Raw genomic sequence first — 16,123 nt, forward strand, 5'->3', positions numbered from 1 at the left:
CCCCTCGTAACGCAAAAGGCGCCTGGGAGATCAGGCGCCTTTTTGCATTCGAGAATTAATGCGTTATCGCGCGACGCGCGTCAGGCAGCGTTCGACGTCTGCTCTTCGTTGAGGAAGGCGTAGATCGCCGAGGCAGAATCGGTGGCGCGCAGCTTGGCGACCAGATCGTGATCGCGCAGCACGCGGGCGATACGCGACAGAGCCTTGAGATGATCAGCGCCCGCGCCCTCCGGCGCAAGCAGCAGGAACACGAGATCGACAGGCTGGTCGTCCAGCGCCTCGAAATCGACCGGCTGCTCCAGCCGGGCGAAGATGCCGACGATCGAATGGATGTTTCCCAGCTTGCCGTGAGGAATGGCGATGCCGTTGCCGACTCCGGTCGAGCCCAGGCGTTCGCGCTGCAGGATGACGTCGAAGATCTCCCGTTCGGAAAGCCCGGTGATCCTGGAGGCTCTTGCAGCCAATTCCTGAAGCAACTGTTTCTTGGAATTTACTCTGAGGGCGGGAATGATCGCATCCTGATGGAGCAAATCTGCCAATGCCATTTCTTTTTCCTTCTGTCGCCGGGATCAAATGCAAGGAGCGGCGGCAATACCGCCGCTCACCACCCTGATCTCAGCCTTTGATACTGGCTGAATCGATCCAGCCAATATTTCCGTCGTGCCGACGGTAAACGATGTTCAGATGTTCCTTGCCGGGGCTGCGGAACAGGAGAAGCGGCTCGTCGGTCATGTCGAGCGCCATCACTGCGGTGGCGACTGACATGGTCTTCAGCTGCTTCGTGCTTTCAGCGACGATCGCGGGAGCGAAATCGTCAGCGATTTCATCATCGTGATCAGGAACGGAATCCATGACCGTGTAGGAGACCTCTGCAAAACCATTCAGATGGCTTCCGGCGTGATGGTCCTTCAGCTTGCGCTTGTATCGCCGCAGCCGCTTTTCGATCCGCTGGGAGGCGGCGTCGAAAGCCAATTGCGGGTCGGTCGCCTCGCCGGCTGCATGCAGCACCACCCCGCTGTCGAGATGCAGCTTGCAATCCGCCGAGTAACGAGAACTCGCCTTTTCCACGGTCACCTGGCCGGAATATCCCCCGTCGAAGTATTTCGTGATGGCCATACCAATTTGGTCCTCGATCTTTTGACGGAACGATTCACCAATTTCCATATGTTTCCCGGATACACGCACACTCATGGAGTTTCCCTTCTTATGGTCGTTTGCGGGTATCAGTTTACGCCAAGCCTCAGGTTCATCCAAGCACTTCGCACAATCTCAAGCAAGATCGGCTTAGGCCTGCGGGTCCTTGGTGCCCTTCTGATGCTGGGGATAACTCCAGACGCCGTTCGCGGCATCGATTGCGGCGGGCTTCTAGCCAGAGCGTGCCGAAAAGTCAATAGGGCGCCGAATCACCCTCGGCGGCACGCGGTCAACGTGTGGCGGATACCTTGTCGGGCAAGGCATGTCGCCGATCGCCACCCCATCCACTTTACGCGTTTCGCGCTTGCGTTGCGCGCCTTCTTGCAGGGATCGTCATGGCGGCGACACCTGATATGACGCAGACGAGCCCAATCCAGGCCGTCGGGCTCAGCCTTTCGCCGAGGAAGACGATGCCGATCGCAACACCGATCGGCACTCTGAGATAGGCTTGCGCGGTGGTTCCGACCGAACCCAGCGTCTGGACGAGGCGGAAATAGATCACAAAGGCAAGCGCCGTCGAAAAGGCGGAGAGGGCCAGCAGCGCCAGCAACGATGCCGCCGAAGGATCGATTTCCCACGGTCGATCGACGACGAGGCTCGTTGGCAAGAGAATGACCGCGCCTGAGATCAACGAGCCGGCCGCCGGCACTGCGGGATCGAGCCCCTTGAAATTCTTGCTGAAAATCGCGGCACCTGCATAACAGATGGTCGCCAGGATGATGGCAAGCTGCGCCATCAGGTTTTCACCGAGACCGCCGAGCGCTTCGACGCCGATGACGAGGCAGATGCCGGCAAGCCCGGCCATGACGCCGAAAAGCCTTCGCAGCGTCACCTGCTCATGGCGGGTGATCAGCACGGCCAGCAGGAAGGTGAAGATCGGCGTTGCCGAATTCAGGATTACCGCCAATCCGGCATCGACGGACTGTTCCGCCCAGGCGATCAGCGTGAAGGGGACGACGCTGTTCAGGCAGGCCTGAACGAAAAACCGCCGCCAGGTGGCACGATCGCGCGGCAGACGGACACGCCGATGGTGCAGGACGGCCAGCAGAATGCCGCCTGCAATCAGCGTGCGGGCGGCGATCAACGTTATCGGCGGGATCGTCTCGACGCCGATCTTGATAAAGCTATAGGAGGAGCCCCAGAGGGTCGCCAGCACCAGCAGCAGGAAAAGCTCCCTGGCAAGGTTGGAATTTTGCGGCGTCATGGTCGGCATTTCGATCTTCGTTGAAGACAATTCAAAGGGTTGCAGCGCCGTTGCGCGTCTGAAAAGACGCTTGGGCGCTGGAGAGGAATAACCGGATTTGCGGGCCGGATGCTTCGATCGAGGTCGAAGCATTGCTGCGTCAGAAGCCTGCGACCTTGGCGAGCGCCCGCTTCTCGCGGCGGCGCTGGACCGAAGAGGCGATGTTCATTGCCTCCCGGTATTTCGCAACAGTGCGGCGAGCGAGATCGACGCCGCCCTTCTTCAGCATGTCGACGATATCGTCATCGGAAAGCACCGCCTCCGGGCTCTCCTGCAGGATCAGCGCGCGGATCTTGTGACGCACGGCCTCGGCCGAATGACTGTCGCCGCCGGCGACGGCGCTGATCGAGACGGTGAAGAAATATTTGAGTTCGAAGAGGCCCCGCGGCGTCAGCATATATTTGTTCGACGTGACGCGGCTGACGGTGGATTCATGCATCTTGATCGCCTCGGCGACCGTTTTCAGGTTCAGCGGGCGCAGGTGATCGACGCCGTGCAGCAGGAAGGCGTCCTGCTGGCGGACGATTTCGCTTGCCACCTTCATGATGGTTTTTGCCCGCTGGTCGAGGCTGCGGGTCAGCCAGTTGGCGCTCTGCAGGCAATCGGAGAGGAAGGCGTGGTCCTCGCCGTTCTTCGTCACACGGGAAAAATAGGACTGGTTGACCAGTACGCGCGGCAGCGTATCCGGATTGAGTTCGACCAGCCAGCCGCCGTCCGAGGCGGGCCTGACGACTACATCCGGCGTGATCGCTTCGGATACACCCGCTTCGAAGCCGCTGCCGGGCTTGGGGTTGAGCTGACGGATCTCGCCGAGCATGTCGAGAAGATCTTCCTCATCGACGCCGCAGAGCCGCTTCAGCGTGGCAAAATCACGCCGGGCCAGCAGTTCGAGGTTTTCGACCAGAGCCTGCATGGCCGGGTCGTATCGGTCCTTCTGCCTGAGCTGGATCGCCAGGCATTCGGAGAGGCTGCGGGCGAAAACACCTGGCGGATCAAGGCTCTGGAGGGTGGCGAGCACGCGCTCGGCCTGTGCGAGGCTCGTGCCCAGCCTCTCGCCGGCCTCGACGATATCGGCCTGCAGATAACCGCAATCGTCGAGCTGGTCGACGAAATTCTGCGCGATCAGCCGGTCGGCCATGTCAGGTAGGACGAAGGGGATCTGCTGGGCGAGATGATCGCGCAGCGACACCTGGCCGGCGACGAAATCGTCGAGATCGTAGTCGGCGCCCTCGCCGCTGCCCGGCATCGACTTCCACTGGCTGACGAGTTCCGGCGCATCGAGGCGCTGCGGGGCGCCATCGTCAGGAAATACATTGGTGTAATTGGCGTCGAGTTCGTCGTTCAGCCGGCTGGTGCTGGCGCTGCCGCCATTGTCATACCAGTCGCTGGAGAGCGCCTCGGCGCGGTTGTCATAGCCATCGTCGGAGCCGGCATCCTCGGGCTGATGAGCATACTCTCCATCTTCGGCATCGCCGCGTTCGCCGCCCGCCTCACCGTCATTCGACGGAAATTCGAGCAGCGGGTTCTTCTCCACTTCCAGGGCGATGAACTGGTTGAGTTCGAAATGAGTCATCTGCAGCAACTGGATGGATTGCATCAGTTGCGGTGTCATCACCAGGGACTGGGTCTGGCGCAGGAAAAGATTGGCGGACAGTGCCATGACGGACGCGAAACTCCCCTCGATTCCTCCGGGAAACCGCGTCCGATCAAGGCTTCAGGCCACGGAAATCCAAGTTGGCCCAAAAATTGCTTTTTTATTGTATTTGGTCAAGCGGAACTATGACGGCACGGTGAATTTCTGCCGATCCGGCCTAAAATCATCCGGATCCGGCGTCAGAGGCTGAAATTGTCGCCGAGGTAGAGCCGGCGCACTTCCGGATTGTTGACGATGTCGTTCGCCCGGCCATGGGTCAGCACCTCACCGGCATGGATGATGTAGGCGCGGTCGATAAGGCCCAGCGTCTCGCGCACATTGTGGTCGGTGATAAGCACGCCGATGCCGCGTGCCGTCAGATGGTGAACGAGATTCTGGATGTCGGCGACCGAGATCGGGTCGACGCCGGCAAAGGGCTCGTCGAGCAGCATGAAGGTCGGGTCGGTCGCAAGCGCACGCGCGATTTCGAGGCGGCGGCGCTCACCGCCGGACAGGGCGACGGCGGCACTTTTGCGCAGCTTCTGGATATGGAATTCTTCCAGCAGCTCGTTCAGCTTCTGCTCGCGCTCGGCCTTGTCCTTCACATGCACTTCGAGGACGGCGCGGATATTCTCTTCCACCGTCAGCCCACGGAAGATCGAGGCTTCCTGCGGCAGGTAACCGACGCCGAGGCGCGAGCGGCGGTACATCGGCATAGTCGTGACATCGTTGCCGTCGATCTCGATCGTGCCTTCATCGACCGGCACGAGGCCGGTGATCATGTAAAAACAGGTGGTCTTGCCGGCGCCGTTCGGGCCGAGCAGGCCGACGGCCTCGCCACGGCGCACCACCAGCGAGACGCCGTTGACGACGCGCCGCGTCGCATAGGTCTTCGTCAGACCCCGTGCGATCAGCGTTCCCTGATAGCGGCTCTTGTCGGCGCCGCCCGCAGCTTGTGGCCCGGGCTTGCCGAACATGGTGGATAGCGATGATAATTTCACGTGGGAGGCCGGCTTCTCAGTTCTGCTTCTGCTGCTGCGCATTCGGCTGCGATTTCGGATCGAGCTGAATCTGGACACGCCCGCCGCAGCTTTCAAGCTGCGCCTGGCCAGTCTGCATGTGAACCGTCAGTTTGCAGCCGGTAAAGACGTTCGGCCCGTCCGACAGAATAACCTTATTCCCTTCATCCGCCGTGAGGATGAATGTCTGCGAGGCCATGTCGAAATTGCCATCATCGGCAGTCGCCGTCTGCGTACCCGAGGTCAAAAAGACCTTGTCCGTCACCAGGATCTTGTCGATATCGGCACTTCCCGATGCAAGCGAGGCCGACTGCTCCGGCTGTGCTGCGGGCTGCGCGCCGTCAGCGGCCGGCTTTGCCGCCTTGTCCTTGTAATAGACGGTCATCTTGCCGGACTGCATCGTCGTCGTCCCCTGGACGACCTTGACGTTGCCGGTGAAGAGCGCGGTGTGTTCCTGGTCGTGGATCTCCAGCTTGTCGCTTTCGATCTGGATCGGCTGGTCGTTGGACAGCTTCATGCCCGGCATCGTGGCCGTCGCCTGCGCGCCGGCGCCCGTGGCCGTCAGAATAAGGGCAAATGCGCCGGCAATGAATGCCATGCCTGTCTTGCAAGTGGAAATGCGACAATCTTTTGTCATGGATGACCCGGCTGGTTAAGTGCCCTGTTTATGGATGGTGGATGGATCGACATTCATGCGAACATTCCCCTCGAATGTGATCACCCGTCCCTTATCGGTTATCTGAAGCGTCTTCGCAACAATGGAGGCATTGTCCTTGGTGATGGTGACAGGGTCGTCGCTGCGCATGTTTCCGCCCTTGATGTCGAGCTGCGCGGACTGGAAATTCGCATTGAGGCCGCTGCTCAGCACCAGGGTGAAGGGGGCCGTCATATGCAGGTTGTCGGTGGCGCGGTTGTAATCGGCGGTCGAGGCGACGACACGGGCGATCAGGCCGTCATTCATCGGCACGGCGGCCTTGATGGTCTCGAGGGTGATGAGATCGGGATTGCGGATATCCTGCAGCGCCCTTTCGGCCAGCATCGAATAATTGATGCCGTCGGAATTGCGGCCTGATATCGCCGGCTTTTCCATCACGACCTTGCCGTTCTCGATCTTGGCGCCTTCCATCTTGATATTCTCGGGCAGATAGGTGCGGATCAACGACACCGTGATGAAGGCGAATGAAACGACAAGGGCTGCCACCGGCAGCACTATCTTCAGCCGCCGCACGCGGGCGGAATGGAACAACGCATCGCCATAGGCATTCTTGCCCGACCCTGAATAGGCGGCATGTCCGTTGTTCTTCAGGGTATCGAGCATAGGCCTCGTCCATGTGCGGTGATCGCCGCGCCTTCATAACAAAGCCGGCCGCCAATCACAGTTCGTTTCGCATTATTACATTGGCTTGCCAATATGGAATTTTTTCTGCAACAAGCAACAAAACGGAAAAACATTGAAAAGTGGCATTCGTACGGGCCGCTGCCACCCTATTTCACCGGATCGATCGGCGGCATGCCGAGGCCGGTGCCAGCGCTGGAGGTTTCTATGGACAGTTCGATCATCGCGGATCGCCGGCGACTGCGCCGCAAGCTGGGCTTCTGGCGCCTCATCGCGGTGGCCCTCATCGTGGCACTTGGTTTCGCCTTCTACCGCTTCGCCCTCGGCGATGCCGGGACGCAGCGCCCGCATATCGCCCATGTGACGATATCCGGGCTGATCGTCGATGACGACGAGCTTCTCGAGCGGTTGAAGAAGGTCGAAACCAGCGACCAGGTGAAGGCAGCGGTGATTTCGATCTCCTCGCCCGGCGGCACGACCTATGGCGGCGAAAAAGTCTTCAAGGCGATCCGTGCGATATCTGCCAAGAAGCCTGTCGTCTCCGACGTGCGCACGCTTGCCGCCTCCGCCGGCTACATGATCGCCACCGCCGGCGATACGATCATTGCCGGCGACAGCTCGATCACCGGCTCGATCGGCGTCATCTTCCAGTATCCGCAGATCCAGCCGCTGCTCGACAAGATCGGCGTCTCGCTGCAGGAAATCAAGTCCTCGCCGCTGAAGGCCGAGCCCTCGCCCTTCCACGAGGCGAGCGAGGAAGCCAAGGCGATGATCCGCAACATGGTGGTCGACAGCTATAACTGGTTCGTCGATCTGGTCGCCGACCGGCGCAAGCTGCCGCGCGACGAGGTGCTGAAACTCGCCGACGGCACGATCTATACCGGCCGCCAGGCGCTGAAGGTGAAACTCGTCGATGCGATCGGCGGCGAGGCCGAGATCCGCGCCTATCTGACATCGCGCGGCGTCGACAGCGATCTGCCGATGGTGGACTGGGACAAGAAGAGCAATACGCCCTTTCTGCTCGCTGGGGCTGTTTCTCGGTTGATTACGATCTTCGGTTATGATGATCTCATGAAAACCCAGGATATCAATGGAATCCTGCCCCCAAAGTTGCTTCTTGACGGGCTGCTTTCAGTTTGGCAGGTTGGCCACGATTGATAAGAAATCAATAATTTAAGGGGGCGAAAGTGATCAAGTCCGAATTGGTGCAGATCGTTGCGGCACGCAACCCGCATCTCTATCATCGCGACGTCGAAAATATCGTCAACGCGGTTCTCGACGAGATCACGGATGCACTGGCTGCGGGTAACCGAGTCGAATTGCGCGGCTTTGGCGCCTTTTCGGTGAAGAACCGCCCTTCGCGCTCCGGCCGCAATCCGCGGACCGGCGATACCGTCTTCGTCGAGGAGAAGTGGGTTCCCTTCTTCAAGACCGGCAAGGAGCTGCGCGAGCGGCTTAATCCCGGCCAGTCCGACGAAGAGGATTGAGCCGCCGCAGCCTGCGGCGAAACCGCACTTGAACTCGAGGGCCGTTTTCCTATTCTGGTAACGCATCGTGCTTTCCGCGTCTTACAAAGACGCGCGGCGCTGCAAGCATGAAACGCGCCCTTCAAAAAGACCGGCGCAATCTGCCGCGTGGAGACCTCAAATGGCCAAGAAGATCGTCAACCTGTTGATTTTGCTGCCGCTCGGCGTCATCCTCATCGTCTTCTGCGTCGCCAACCGGCAGAGCGTCACGCTCGCCTTCAATCCGTTCCGGCCAGAGGACCAGGTGCTTGCGGTTTCCGCGCCCTTCTTCGTCTTCCTGGTCGTCGCGCTGATCGCGGGCATGCTGATCGGGGCGGCTGCCACCTGGTTCAGCCAGGGCAAACACCGCAAGCGCGCGCGCACCGAGGCGAAGGAAGCCATCCGCTGGCAAAGCGAGGCCGACCGCCACAAGAACCGCGCCGAGGAAATCGCCGGGCAGTTACCGGCGCGGTAAAACGGGTCAATATTCGATTGGCTCGGGTTCGGCGGCCGGCTTTCGGCGATCGTCAAACCGGAAAAAAGCTCAGTTCCTCATAGTCGCCCTCCGGGGAGGTGCCGTTGCCGGTCACCTGGAAACCGTGGGCGAGGTAGAACGCCTTTGCCCGCCGGTTCTTCACCAGGCATTTCAGGCGATATCGGTGTTGCGGCCATTCCGGCAGGGCGTGCAGCAGCGCCGTGCCTGCACCCTGACCCTGGAATTCCGGTTTTAGGTAGAGCATGTGGATGAAGTCGTCCTCCGGCCAAAGCGACAGGAAACCGGCGACGCTGCCGCTTTCATGCGCGCAGACGAAGACCGTCTCGCCATTGGTATGGGCGGCGAAATCCTCACGATGGAATTTGCCCGGATCGACCCAGACGAATGTTTCGCGGCGCACGGAAAGGTAAATCTCCGCAAGCACTTCCTGATCTTCCGCCCGCGGCGGCCTGATGGTCCACGTCATGACGTCGATTTAAACACCCCCCGGCCCGCGCCAAGCCTAACCGGCCGCCATCCTCGCGACGACGGCGGCATTGAAATCCGAAAAGAACCCTTCGGCGAGCTTTTGCGAGGTCGAATCGAGCAGGCGGGCGCCGAGCTGGGCGAACCTGTCGCCGAGTTCAGCCTTCGACCGGTAGTGCAGGATCGTCTCGGCGCCCCTTGCCTCGAGCACGATATCGGCGCTGCCCCTGGCGAAGCCGGCAAGACCGCCCTTGCCTTCGGCCGACAGCGTATAGCTCTCCGGTGCGTCGACATTGGAAAGCGTCAGCAGCCCATGGAAGGTGGCAGACAGCAGGCTGAACTTGACCTTGATCGTCGCCTCGAAGACATCAGGCGACAGCCGCTCGATGCTCTGGCAGCCCGGAATGCAGCCGCGCATGATCTCGGGATCGTTGAGTGCTGCCCAGACGATATCCCGCGGCGCGGCGATGCGTTCTTCGCCGGTGAAATCCATTCGATGGCCCCATCTTCGATTCGCTCATCTTATCCCAGCGGGAAAGCGCTTTGCCAAGGCGGCACGGAATGTTATCTGCCGGGTTCCGATCTGACACACATAGGGGATGGGCCGATGAACGACGAACTGAAGCCCTGGAGCGTGACGGCAAGCCGCATCACCTATGAGGATCGCTGGATCCGGGTGCGGAGCGACGATTGCATCACCGCCGATGGAACCGTCGTCGCGCCCTTCCATGTGCTCGACTATCCCGACTGGATCAACATCATCCCCGTGATGCCTGACGGGCGCGTGCTGCTGACACGGGAATATCGGCACGGCCGCGGCGAGATCGTGCTCGGTCTGGTCGCCGGCAGCCTCGAACCCGGCGACAGCAAGACCGGCGATGCGGCGATGGCGGCGGCCCAGCGCGAACTCCGGGAAGAGACCGGCTATGAAGCCTCGAGCTTCGTCAAGCTGCTCACCTCCTATCCGAATGCCGCCAGTCAGAGCAATATGGTGACGAGCTGGCTGGCGCTTGGTCTCAGCCGGGCCGGCGAACCGTCTTTCGACCCCGGCGAGAAGGTCGAGCTGCTGTTTGCGGATCTTGCTGCCATCCTCGGCGAGCTGCAGTCCGGCGCCGTCATCATGCAGTCTATGCATGTGGCAGCCCTCTATGCGGCGGAAAGCTGGCTTCGCACACAGGCCTCCGAGGGCTTGAAATAGGCGCCGCGCCGGGAAAACCCTCCCCTTGCCCGGGCTTGGCCGGCAGCGCAGTTGATCCGCCCCGCTTTTCTGCGCTACTGCATATTCAAAGTGCCGCAGTGTGCTTTGCGCGTTTCAAAAGACGCGTGGGCCTGCAGCCGACGCAAAGCCGATAAGACACCCCGACAGAGACGCGGAAGAGCACGTTGAAACAGAGAGAAGGCCGGCCGGGCCAGAAGAAAACATCAGGTCCTTCCGGTGAAAGCCGCAGGGACGATCGGGCAGGCCGGCCGCCGAAGCCGGTCGCGCGGCCCGCGGCAACCCGTGAGGCAGTGCGCGAGGCTGCCGTGCCTGCCGCCGTCGTGCGTCCTCTGATGACACGCAGCGGCGAGCGTCCGACCGAGCGCGTGCCCGTCATCCTCGAATCGCTCGGGGCCGGTGACTTCCATCTGATCGACAGCGGCAACGGCGAAAAGCTCGAGCAATACGGCCCTTATCGCATCATCCGCCCGGAAGCCCAGGCGCTGTGGCGGCCTTCTCTGCCCGCCCATATCTGGGAAAAGGTCGATGCTGCCTTCACCGGCGACACCGACGAGGAAGGCACCGGCCGCTGGCGTTTCCCGAAGGAGGCGCTCGGCGAGACCTGGCCGCTCAACCTGCTCGGCGTCGATTTCCTCGGCCGCTTCACCTCCTTCCGCCATGTCGGCGTCTTCCCCGAACAGATCGTCCACTGGAGCTGGATGAAGGATCAGGTCGAAAAGGCCGGCCGGCCGCTGAAGGTGCTGAACCTCTTCGGTTATACCGGCGTCGCCTCGCTGGTTGCCGCCGCAGCCGGCGCCGAGGTCACCCATGTCGACGCCTCGAAGAAGGCGATTGGCTGGGCGCGGGAAAACCAGGCGCTCGGGCGCATGGAGAAGCTGCCGATCCGCTGGATCTGCGAGGATGCGATGAAATTCATCCTGCGCGAGGAACGCCGCGGCAGCCAGTACGATATCATCCTTACAGATCCGCCGAAATTCGGCCGCGGCCCCAATGGCGAAGTCTGGCATCTTTTCGAGCATCTGCCGTTGATGCTCGATGTCTGCCGCGAGATCCTGTCGCCGAAGGCAGTGGGCCTGGTGCTGACGGCCTATTCGATCCGCGCCAGCTTCTATTCGATCCACGAGCTGATGCGCGAGACGATGCGGGGCGCCGGCGGTGTGGTCGAATCCGGCGAGCTGGTGATTCGCGAAGCCGGCACCGACGGCAAGACGCAGGGCCGCGCGCTTTCCACCTCCCTCTTTTCCCGCTGGGTGCCGAAATGAGCAAGGACTTCCACGATCAGGGACCGCGCAGGGTCGGACAGGTGAAGGAAGTCACCTCGCTCGCCAATCCGATCATCAAGGACATCAAGGCGCTGACGAACAAGAAGTCGCGCGAGGAAAGCGGTACTTTCCTGGCCGAAGGACTGAAGCTCGTCATCGACGCGATCGAACTCGGCTGGGCAATCCGCACGCTGGTCTATGCCAAGGCTGCCAAGGGCAAGCCGCTGGTCGAGCAAATGGCGGCAAGGACCGTCGCCTCGGGTGGGCTGGTGCTCGAGGTCAGCGAAAAGGTGATCGCCTCGATCACCCGCCGCGACAATCCGCAGATGGTCGTCGGCATCTTCGAGCAGCGCTGGACGCCGCTCAAGAGTATCCGACTGAGCGAGGGCGAGACATGGGTGGCGCTCGACCGGGTGCGCGACCCCGGCAATCTCGGCACCATCATCCGCACGACCGATGCGGCCGGGGCTTCCGGCATCATTCTTCTCGGAGAAACGACCGATCCCTTCTCGCTCGAAACGGTGCGGGCCACCATGGGCTCGGTCTTTGCCGTTCCGGTCGCGCGCGCGACGCCTGAGGAATTCATCGCCTGGCGGAAATCGGCCGGCGTTTCCGTCGTCGCGACACATCTTGCCGGGGCGGTCGATTACCGGACGATCGACTACCGGAAAAAGCCCGTCGTGCTGTTGATGGGCAACGAACAATCCGGCCTGCCGGAGCAGCTCGCCAGGGAGGCCGACGCGCTTGCCCGTATTCCGCAGCAGGGCCGCGCCGATTCACTGAACCTCGCCGTCGCCACCGCCGTCATGCTTTTCGAGGCACGCCGCCATCTCCTCTCACTTGCCGAGGGCAAATGACCGAACAGACGCATGCACGCCCGGCGCTGTTTTCGCGGCCGGCACCGATCCTCTTCTTCATCGTCGTCGCCGTTCTCATCGACCAGGTCGTCAAGATCGCCGTCGATCACTACCTGCCGCTGCAGGAGGTTGTGCCGGTCATTCCGATGCTGGCGCTCTACCGCACCTACAATCTCGGCGTCGCCTTTTCGATGCTATCAGGCATGGACGGCTGGTTCATCGTCGGCATGCGGCTCGTCATCGTCGCCTTCGTCATCTGGCTGTGGTACCGCACGGCGAAGGATCGCTGGATCGCCCATCTCGGTTATGCGTTGATCATCGCCGGCGCGATCGGCAATCTCGTCGACCGCTTCGCCTATGGGCATGTGATCGATTACATTCTTTTCTACACCGAGAGCTGGTCCTTCGCCGTCTTCAATCTCGCCGACAGTTTCATCACCATCGGGGCCGGCTGCGTCATTCTCGACGAGCTGCTGTTGCCGAAAAAGGCCGGCCGCTAAAATCTTATCGAAATCCTGAAGGCATTCGGAACGGGCCTCATGTTAGCTAGATAGCATGCAGAACCTGGGACAGTTGCAGGAAAGATTGTCCGCCGCCTTCGGTGGACCCGCCGCCAAGCCGCTTGAGAAGCGGATGGAGGTGTTTTCCCCACGGCCGAACGCAGCGGCACCCCGGGGCGCCGATGACCGCCAGGGCGGGCCTGCACCGACACGGCGCCTGCTGTTCTACTGGCTGGGCGGCGCCGGCCTTCTGGCCGCAACAATCCTGATGCTGCTAGCCCATGCCGGCGATCCGCTGCTGCTTTCGGGCGGTCTCGTCGTTCTTGGCCTTGCCGTCATCGCCAGTTATGCCCTGCTGATGGTTCGCTCGCGCAGGGCCGGGCAGCGCCCCGGTCAACCCATGCCGGATTGGAACGCCGGCGCAAAGCTGTTCGCCGACGTGCACGACGTGCTCGGCGACATCACGGTCAGCCGCACCATGGACCGGCGCATCATCTCCGCCAACGACACTTTTCGCCGCCTGACCGGACGGTTGCGTCCGGAAGGACGCAGCTGCGAGGAGATCGGGCTTGCTTTCCGCCCCGGTCCGATACCGCATTGCTACGATGTCGAGATCTCGACACCGGAGGGCCAGCGCATCTTCCTCTGGCGCGATGTCGTCACCCGCGACCCGGCGAACGGCCGTCTGCTGCTGCAGAGCGTTGCCCGCGACGTGACCGATGAGCGGCTGATCGCGCAGGGCCGCGAGGAGGCCCGCCAGAAGGCCGAATATAACAGCGCCGCCAAATCGAGGTTGCTTGCCACCGTCAGCCACGAGGTGCGCACGCCGCTTTCCGGCATCCTCGGCATGACGCATCTGATCGCCGAGACACGGCTGACGCAGGAACAGCAGAACTATCTTGCGAGCATCCGCCAGTCCGGTCATGCATTGACGCAGCTCGTCGAGGATCTGCTCGATTTCTCCACCATCGAGGTCGGCCGCTTCGCGCTGCACCCGCGCTCGGAATCGCTGCGCAAGCTTCTCGAAAGCGTCGTCGAGATGCTCGCCCACCGGGCGCATGAAAAGGGTATCGAGATCGGCGCCACCGTGTCATCCGACGTGCCCGAAAATATGAGCTTCGACCCGGCGCGGCTGCGCCAGGTTCTGTTCAACGTTATCGGCAACGCCGTGAAGTTCACCCAGGTCGGCGGCGTCTTCATCCGCGTGTCGCTCGACGGCGACGACCTCTCGATCACCGTGACCGACAGCGGTCCCGGCATGACGGCGGAGGAGCAGGCGCGCGTCTTCGGCGAGTTCGAGCAGGGCGGGAGCGTTGCCGACAAGAGCAGCGGGACCGGGCTCGGCCTTGCCATCTCCGCCCGCATCATGCGCGAATTCAACGGCGCGCTGACGGTTGCCAGCGAAAAGGGCAGAGGCAGCGAATTCACCATCCGCTTCCCTGTCGATATCGCCAGCGAGCGCCCAGACCGGCGAAACACGCTGCTTGCCGGCAACAGCGTCGTGTTGCTGGCGCCGGCAGGTGCGGCGCGCACTGCTATCGCCGAAACGATCACTACGCTCGGCGGCCTCTGCCATCTCGTCGGCGACGGCGAGACGGCGCGGGCAACACTGCTCGAGCTGGCAAAGGGCGGACGGCGGCCGACCGACATCATCATCGACCATCGCATGTCCGCGGAATTTTCTGCCCATCTTGCCGACCGCACCGAAATCGCCGCACTTGGCCTGCGCAAGGTGCTGCTCGTCAATCCGGAAGAGCGCAGCGCCCATCCGCTCGACCTCTTCGATGCCTGGCTGATCCGGCCGCTGCGCGAACAGTCGCTGATCGACGTGCTGCGCGGGCGCATGCGCGGCATGGAGAAACGCGACGCGCTGAACGACAACCAGCCGGGCTTCGGCCTTTCGGTGGCTGAGACGCTGGTTGCCGCCAGCGGGCTCAGCATCCTGCTCGGCGAAGACGATCCGATCAATGCCATGCTGGTGCGTGTCGTTCTGGAAAAGGGCGGACATAAGGTGCGCCATGTCGAGGATTTCGAGACCCTGCTCGACTACGCGCTCTGCGAGGCGAATGATCGGCCCGATATCATCATCAGCGACCTCTCGATGCCCGGCGGCAACGGCATCGACATGCTGGGACGCCTGCGCGGCCACGAGCGGCGGCTCGATCTCGCCTCGGTGCCAGTGATCGTGCTCACCGCCGACAAGAGCGACGAATCGCGCCGCCAAGTCTTGCTCAACGGCGCCAACCGCGTCATGATAAAGCCGGTCGATCCGGTGCGGCTGCTGACCGAAGTTCAGGCGGTGGCCGCCCTTTCCGCCCGTCGGGCAGAGGCGCGGTGAGCGCCTCAGAAACCGGCACGCTTCTTGCGCCTGGAAATTCAAAATGTCACTTTCCTGTCGTAGAGAAGTGTTTTATGGCGTCGATAAGCCGGCAACGGGAGAATCGTCATGTCCGCCATCGACATCCTGAATCGTGACACCACGGCGGAGGCTGCACGGCCCTCGACGGCTGCCGTGCAGAAGGACGGCGATATCCTCGGCCGCATCGGCAATCTGGAGACCCGCCTTGCCCGCACGGCACGCGAGATCGATGCCGCCCAGGCCGTGCGCTACCGCGTCTTCGTCGACGAAATGAAGGCGCAGCTGCCGCTGGACGCCATGCGCCGGCAGCGCGATGTCGACGCCTATGACGCCGTCTGCGATCATCTTCTCGTTCTCGACCGCTCGATCGAGGGCGACCCGGAAGACCAGATCGTCGGCACCTATCGTCTGCTGCGTCAGGATGTCGCTATCGCCAATGGCGGTTTTTACTCGGCTTCCGAATTCGAAATCGAGGGCCTCATCGCCAAACATCCGGACAAGCGTTTCATGGAGCTCGGCCGCTCCTGCGTGCTGCCGGAATACCGCACCAAGCGCACCGTCGAGCTCCTGTGGCAGGGCAACTGGGCCTACGCGCTGAAGCACGGCGTCAGCGCCATGTTCGGCTGCGCCTCTTTCCCCGGCGTCTACCTCGAAAGCCACGCGCTGGCGCTGTCCTTCCTCTACCACAATGTGCTGGCGAAGAACGAATGGGCCGTCGGCGCCCTGCCGCATCTTGCCCGCAACATGGACCTGATGCCGGTCGAAGCCATCAATCCGAAGCGGGCGCTGATGGCCCTGCCGCCGCTGATCAAGGGCTATCTGCGCCTCGGTGCGATGGTCGGCTCCCACGCGGTCGTCGATCATGCCTTCAACACGACCGACGTGCTGATCGTGCTGCCGATCTCCAGCATTTCGGACCGTTATCTGAATTATTACGGCGCCGACGCCGGCCGCTTCGCGAGCTAAACGCCGAGGATCGTCGGCAATTCAAAGTGTTGCAGCGTCCTTTTGCGCGTCTGAAAAAACGCGCGGCGC

At 62.0% G+C, this 16,123-nt stretch carries 18 protein-coding genes; 9 read left to right on the forward strand and 9 right to left on the reverse strand.

The genetic code is table 11. The annotated features are described in order from the left end of the window. Positions 1–80 precede the first annotated feature (80 nt). From ptsN to lptC, 7 genes are all read right to left on the reverse strand, one after another. Positions 81–545 (reverse strand): PTS IIA-like nitrogen regulatory protein PtsN, encoded by a 465-nt coding sequence (ptsN, locus tag FFM53_RS11105; protein WP_017995882.1) that lies wholly within the window; start codon positions 543–545, stop codon positions 81–83. A gap of 70 nt (positions 546–615) precedes the next feature. Beyond that, on the reverse strand, positions 616–1,191 hold the full coding sequence (hpf, locus tag FFM53_RS11110; protein ID WP_011650214.1) for a ribosome hibernation-promoting factor, HPF/YfiA family: 576 nt from the start codon (positions 1,189–1,191) through the stop codon (positions 616–618). Between the two features lie 292 nt (positions 1,192–1,483). Next, positions 1,484–2,407, reverse strand: a complete 924-nt coding sequence (locus FFM53_RS11115; RefSeq protein ID WP_173883574.1) for a DMT family transporter — start codon at positions 2,405–2,407, stop codon at positions 1,484–1,486. Positions 2,408–2,537: 130 nt separating this feature from the next. Then, on the reverse strand, positions 2,538–4,097 hold the full coding sequence (gene rpoN / locus FFM53_RS11120) for an RNA polymerase factor sigma-54 (RefSeq protein ID WP_138388334.1): 1,560 nt from the start codon (positions 4,095–4,097) through the stop codon (positions 2,538–2,540). A 173-nt stretch (positions 4,098–4,270) separates the two neighbouring features. Next, complete coding sequence (gene lptB, locus FFM53_RS11125) at positions 4,271–5,047, reverse strand: LPS export ABC transporter ATP-binding protein (protein WP_138332433.1); 777 nt, start codon at positions 5,045–5,047, stop codon at positions 4,271–4,273. Between the two features lie 40 nt (positions 5,048–5,087). Further along, positions 5,088–5,726 carry an LptA/OstA family protein gene (locus FFM53_RS11130; protein ID WP_138388335.1) on the reverse strand — a complete coding sequence of 213 codons (639 nt, stop codon included), beginning with the start codon at positions 5,724–5,726 and terminating at the stop codon, positions 5,088–5,090. A 15-nt stretch (positions 5,727–5,741) separates the two neighbouring features. Beyond that, positions 5,742–6,407 (reverse strand): LPS export ABC transporter periplasmic protein LptC, encoded by a 666-nt coding sequence (lptC, locus tag FFM53_RS11135; protein ID WP_138332314.1) that lies wholly within the window; start codon positions 6,405–6,407, stop codon positions 5,742–5,744. Positions 6,408–6,632: 225 nt separating this feature from the next. Here lptC and sppA point away from each other — a divergent pair, with 225 nt between their 5' ends. From sppA to FFM53_RS11150, 3 genes are all read left to right on the forward strand, one after another. Beyond that, positions 6,633–7,583: a signal peptide peptidase SppA gene (gene sppA / locus FFM53_RS11140; protein WP_003544935.1), complete on the forward strand. Its 951-nt coding sequence runs from the start codon at positions 6,633–6,635 to the stop codon at positions 7,581–7,583. A 29-nt stretch (positions 7,584–7,612) separates the two neighbouring features. Continuing rightward, on the forward strand, positions 7,613–7,912 hold the full coding sequence (locus tag FFM53_RS11145; protein ID WP_062943815.1) for an integration host factor subunit beta: 300 nt from the start codon (positions 7,613–7,615) through the stop codon (positions 7,910–7,912). Between the two features lie 160 nt (positions 7,913–8,072). Beyond that, a complete protein-coding gene (locus tag FFM53_RS11150) occupies positions 8,073–8,405 on the forward strand; it encodes a LapA family protein (protein ID WP_003544923.1) in 333 nt (110 codons plus the stop codon). 52 nt (positions 8,406–8,457) lie between these two features. Here FFM53_RS11150 and FFM53_RS11155 read toward each other — a convergent pair whose 3' ends face one another. Both FFM53_RS11155 and FFM53_RS11160 read right to left on the reverse strand, forming a co-directional pair. Further along, positions 8,458–8,892: a GNAT family N-acetyltransferase gene (locus tag FFM53_RS11155; protein ID WP_062943816.1), complete on the reverse strand. Its 435-nt coding sequence runs from the start codon at positions 8,890–8,892 to the stop codon at positions 8,458–8,460. A 36-nt stretch (positions 8,893–8,928) separates the two neighbouring features. Continuing rightward, complete coding sequence (locus tag FFM53_RS11160; RefSeq protein WP_138388336.1) at positions 8,929–9,384, reverse strand: SRPBCC family protein; 456 nt, start codon at positions 9,382–9,384, stop codon at positions 8,929–8,931. 114 nt (positions 9,385–9,498) lie between these two features. On the opposite strand from FFM53_RS11160, the gene FFM53_RS11165 reads away from it, so the two are divergent. From FFM53_RS11165 to olsB, 6 genes are all read left to right on the forward strand, one after another. Then, the gene (locus FFM53_RS11165; protein ID WP_138332311.1) at positions 9,499–10,089 is read left to right on the forward strand and encodes an NUDIX hydrolase; all 591 of its coding nucleotides are present in this window, start codon (positions 9,499–9,501) and stop codon (positions 10,087–10,089) included. Positions 10,090–10,274: 185 nt separating this feature from the next. Further along, entirely contained in the window at positions 10,275–11,372 is a 1,098-nt protein-coding gene (locus FFM53_RS11170) for a class I SAM-dependent methyltransferase (RefSeq protein WP_138388337.1), read from the forward strand. After that, the gene (locus FFM53_RS11175) at positions 11,369–12,229 is read left to right on the forward strand and encodes a TrmH family RNA methyltransferase (protein ID WP_138388338.1); all 861 of its coding nucleotides are present in this window, start codon (positions 11,369–11,371) and stop codon (positions 12,227–12,229) included. The genes FFM53_RS11170 and FFM53_RS11175 overlap by 4 nt, the downstream gene beginning before the upstream one ends. Beyond that, positions 12,226–12,729, forward strand: a complete 504-nt coding sequence (gene lspA, locus FFM53_RS11180) for a signal peptidase II (RefSeq protein WP_138332308.1) — start codon at positions 12,226–12,228, stop codon at positions 12,727–12,729. Before FFM53_RS11175 ends, lspA begins: the two co-directional genes overlap by 4 nt. 55 nt (positions 12,730–12,784) lie before the next feature. Next, entirely contained in the window at positions 12,785–15,067 is a 2,283-nt protein-coding gene (locus FFM53_RS11185; RefSeq protein WP_138388339.1) for a PAS domain-containing hybrid sensor histidine kinase/response regulator, read from the forward strand. A gap of 108 nt (positions 15,068–15,175) precedes the next feature. After that, a complete protein-coding gene (gene olsB, locus FFM53_RS11190; protein ID WP_017958720.1) occupies positions 15,176–16,054 on the forward strand; it encodes a l-ornithine N(alpha)-acyltransferase in 879 nt (292 codons plus the stop codon). Positions 16,055–16,123: the final 69 nt, after the last annotated feature.

Source organism: Rhizobium indicum (assembly GCF_005862305.2).
GTDB classification, from domain to species: Bacteria; Pseudomonadota; Alphaproteobacteria; order Rhizobiales; family Rhizobiaceae; genus Rhizobium; species Rhizobium indicum.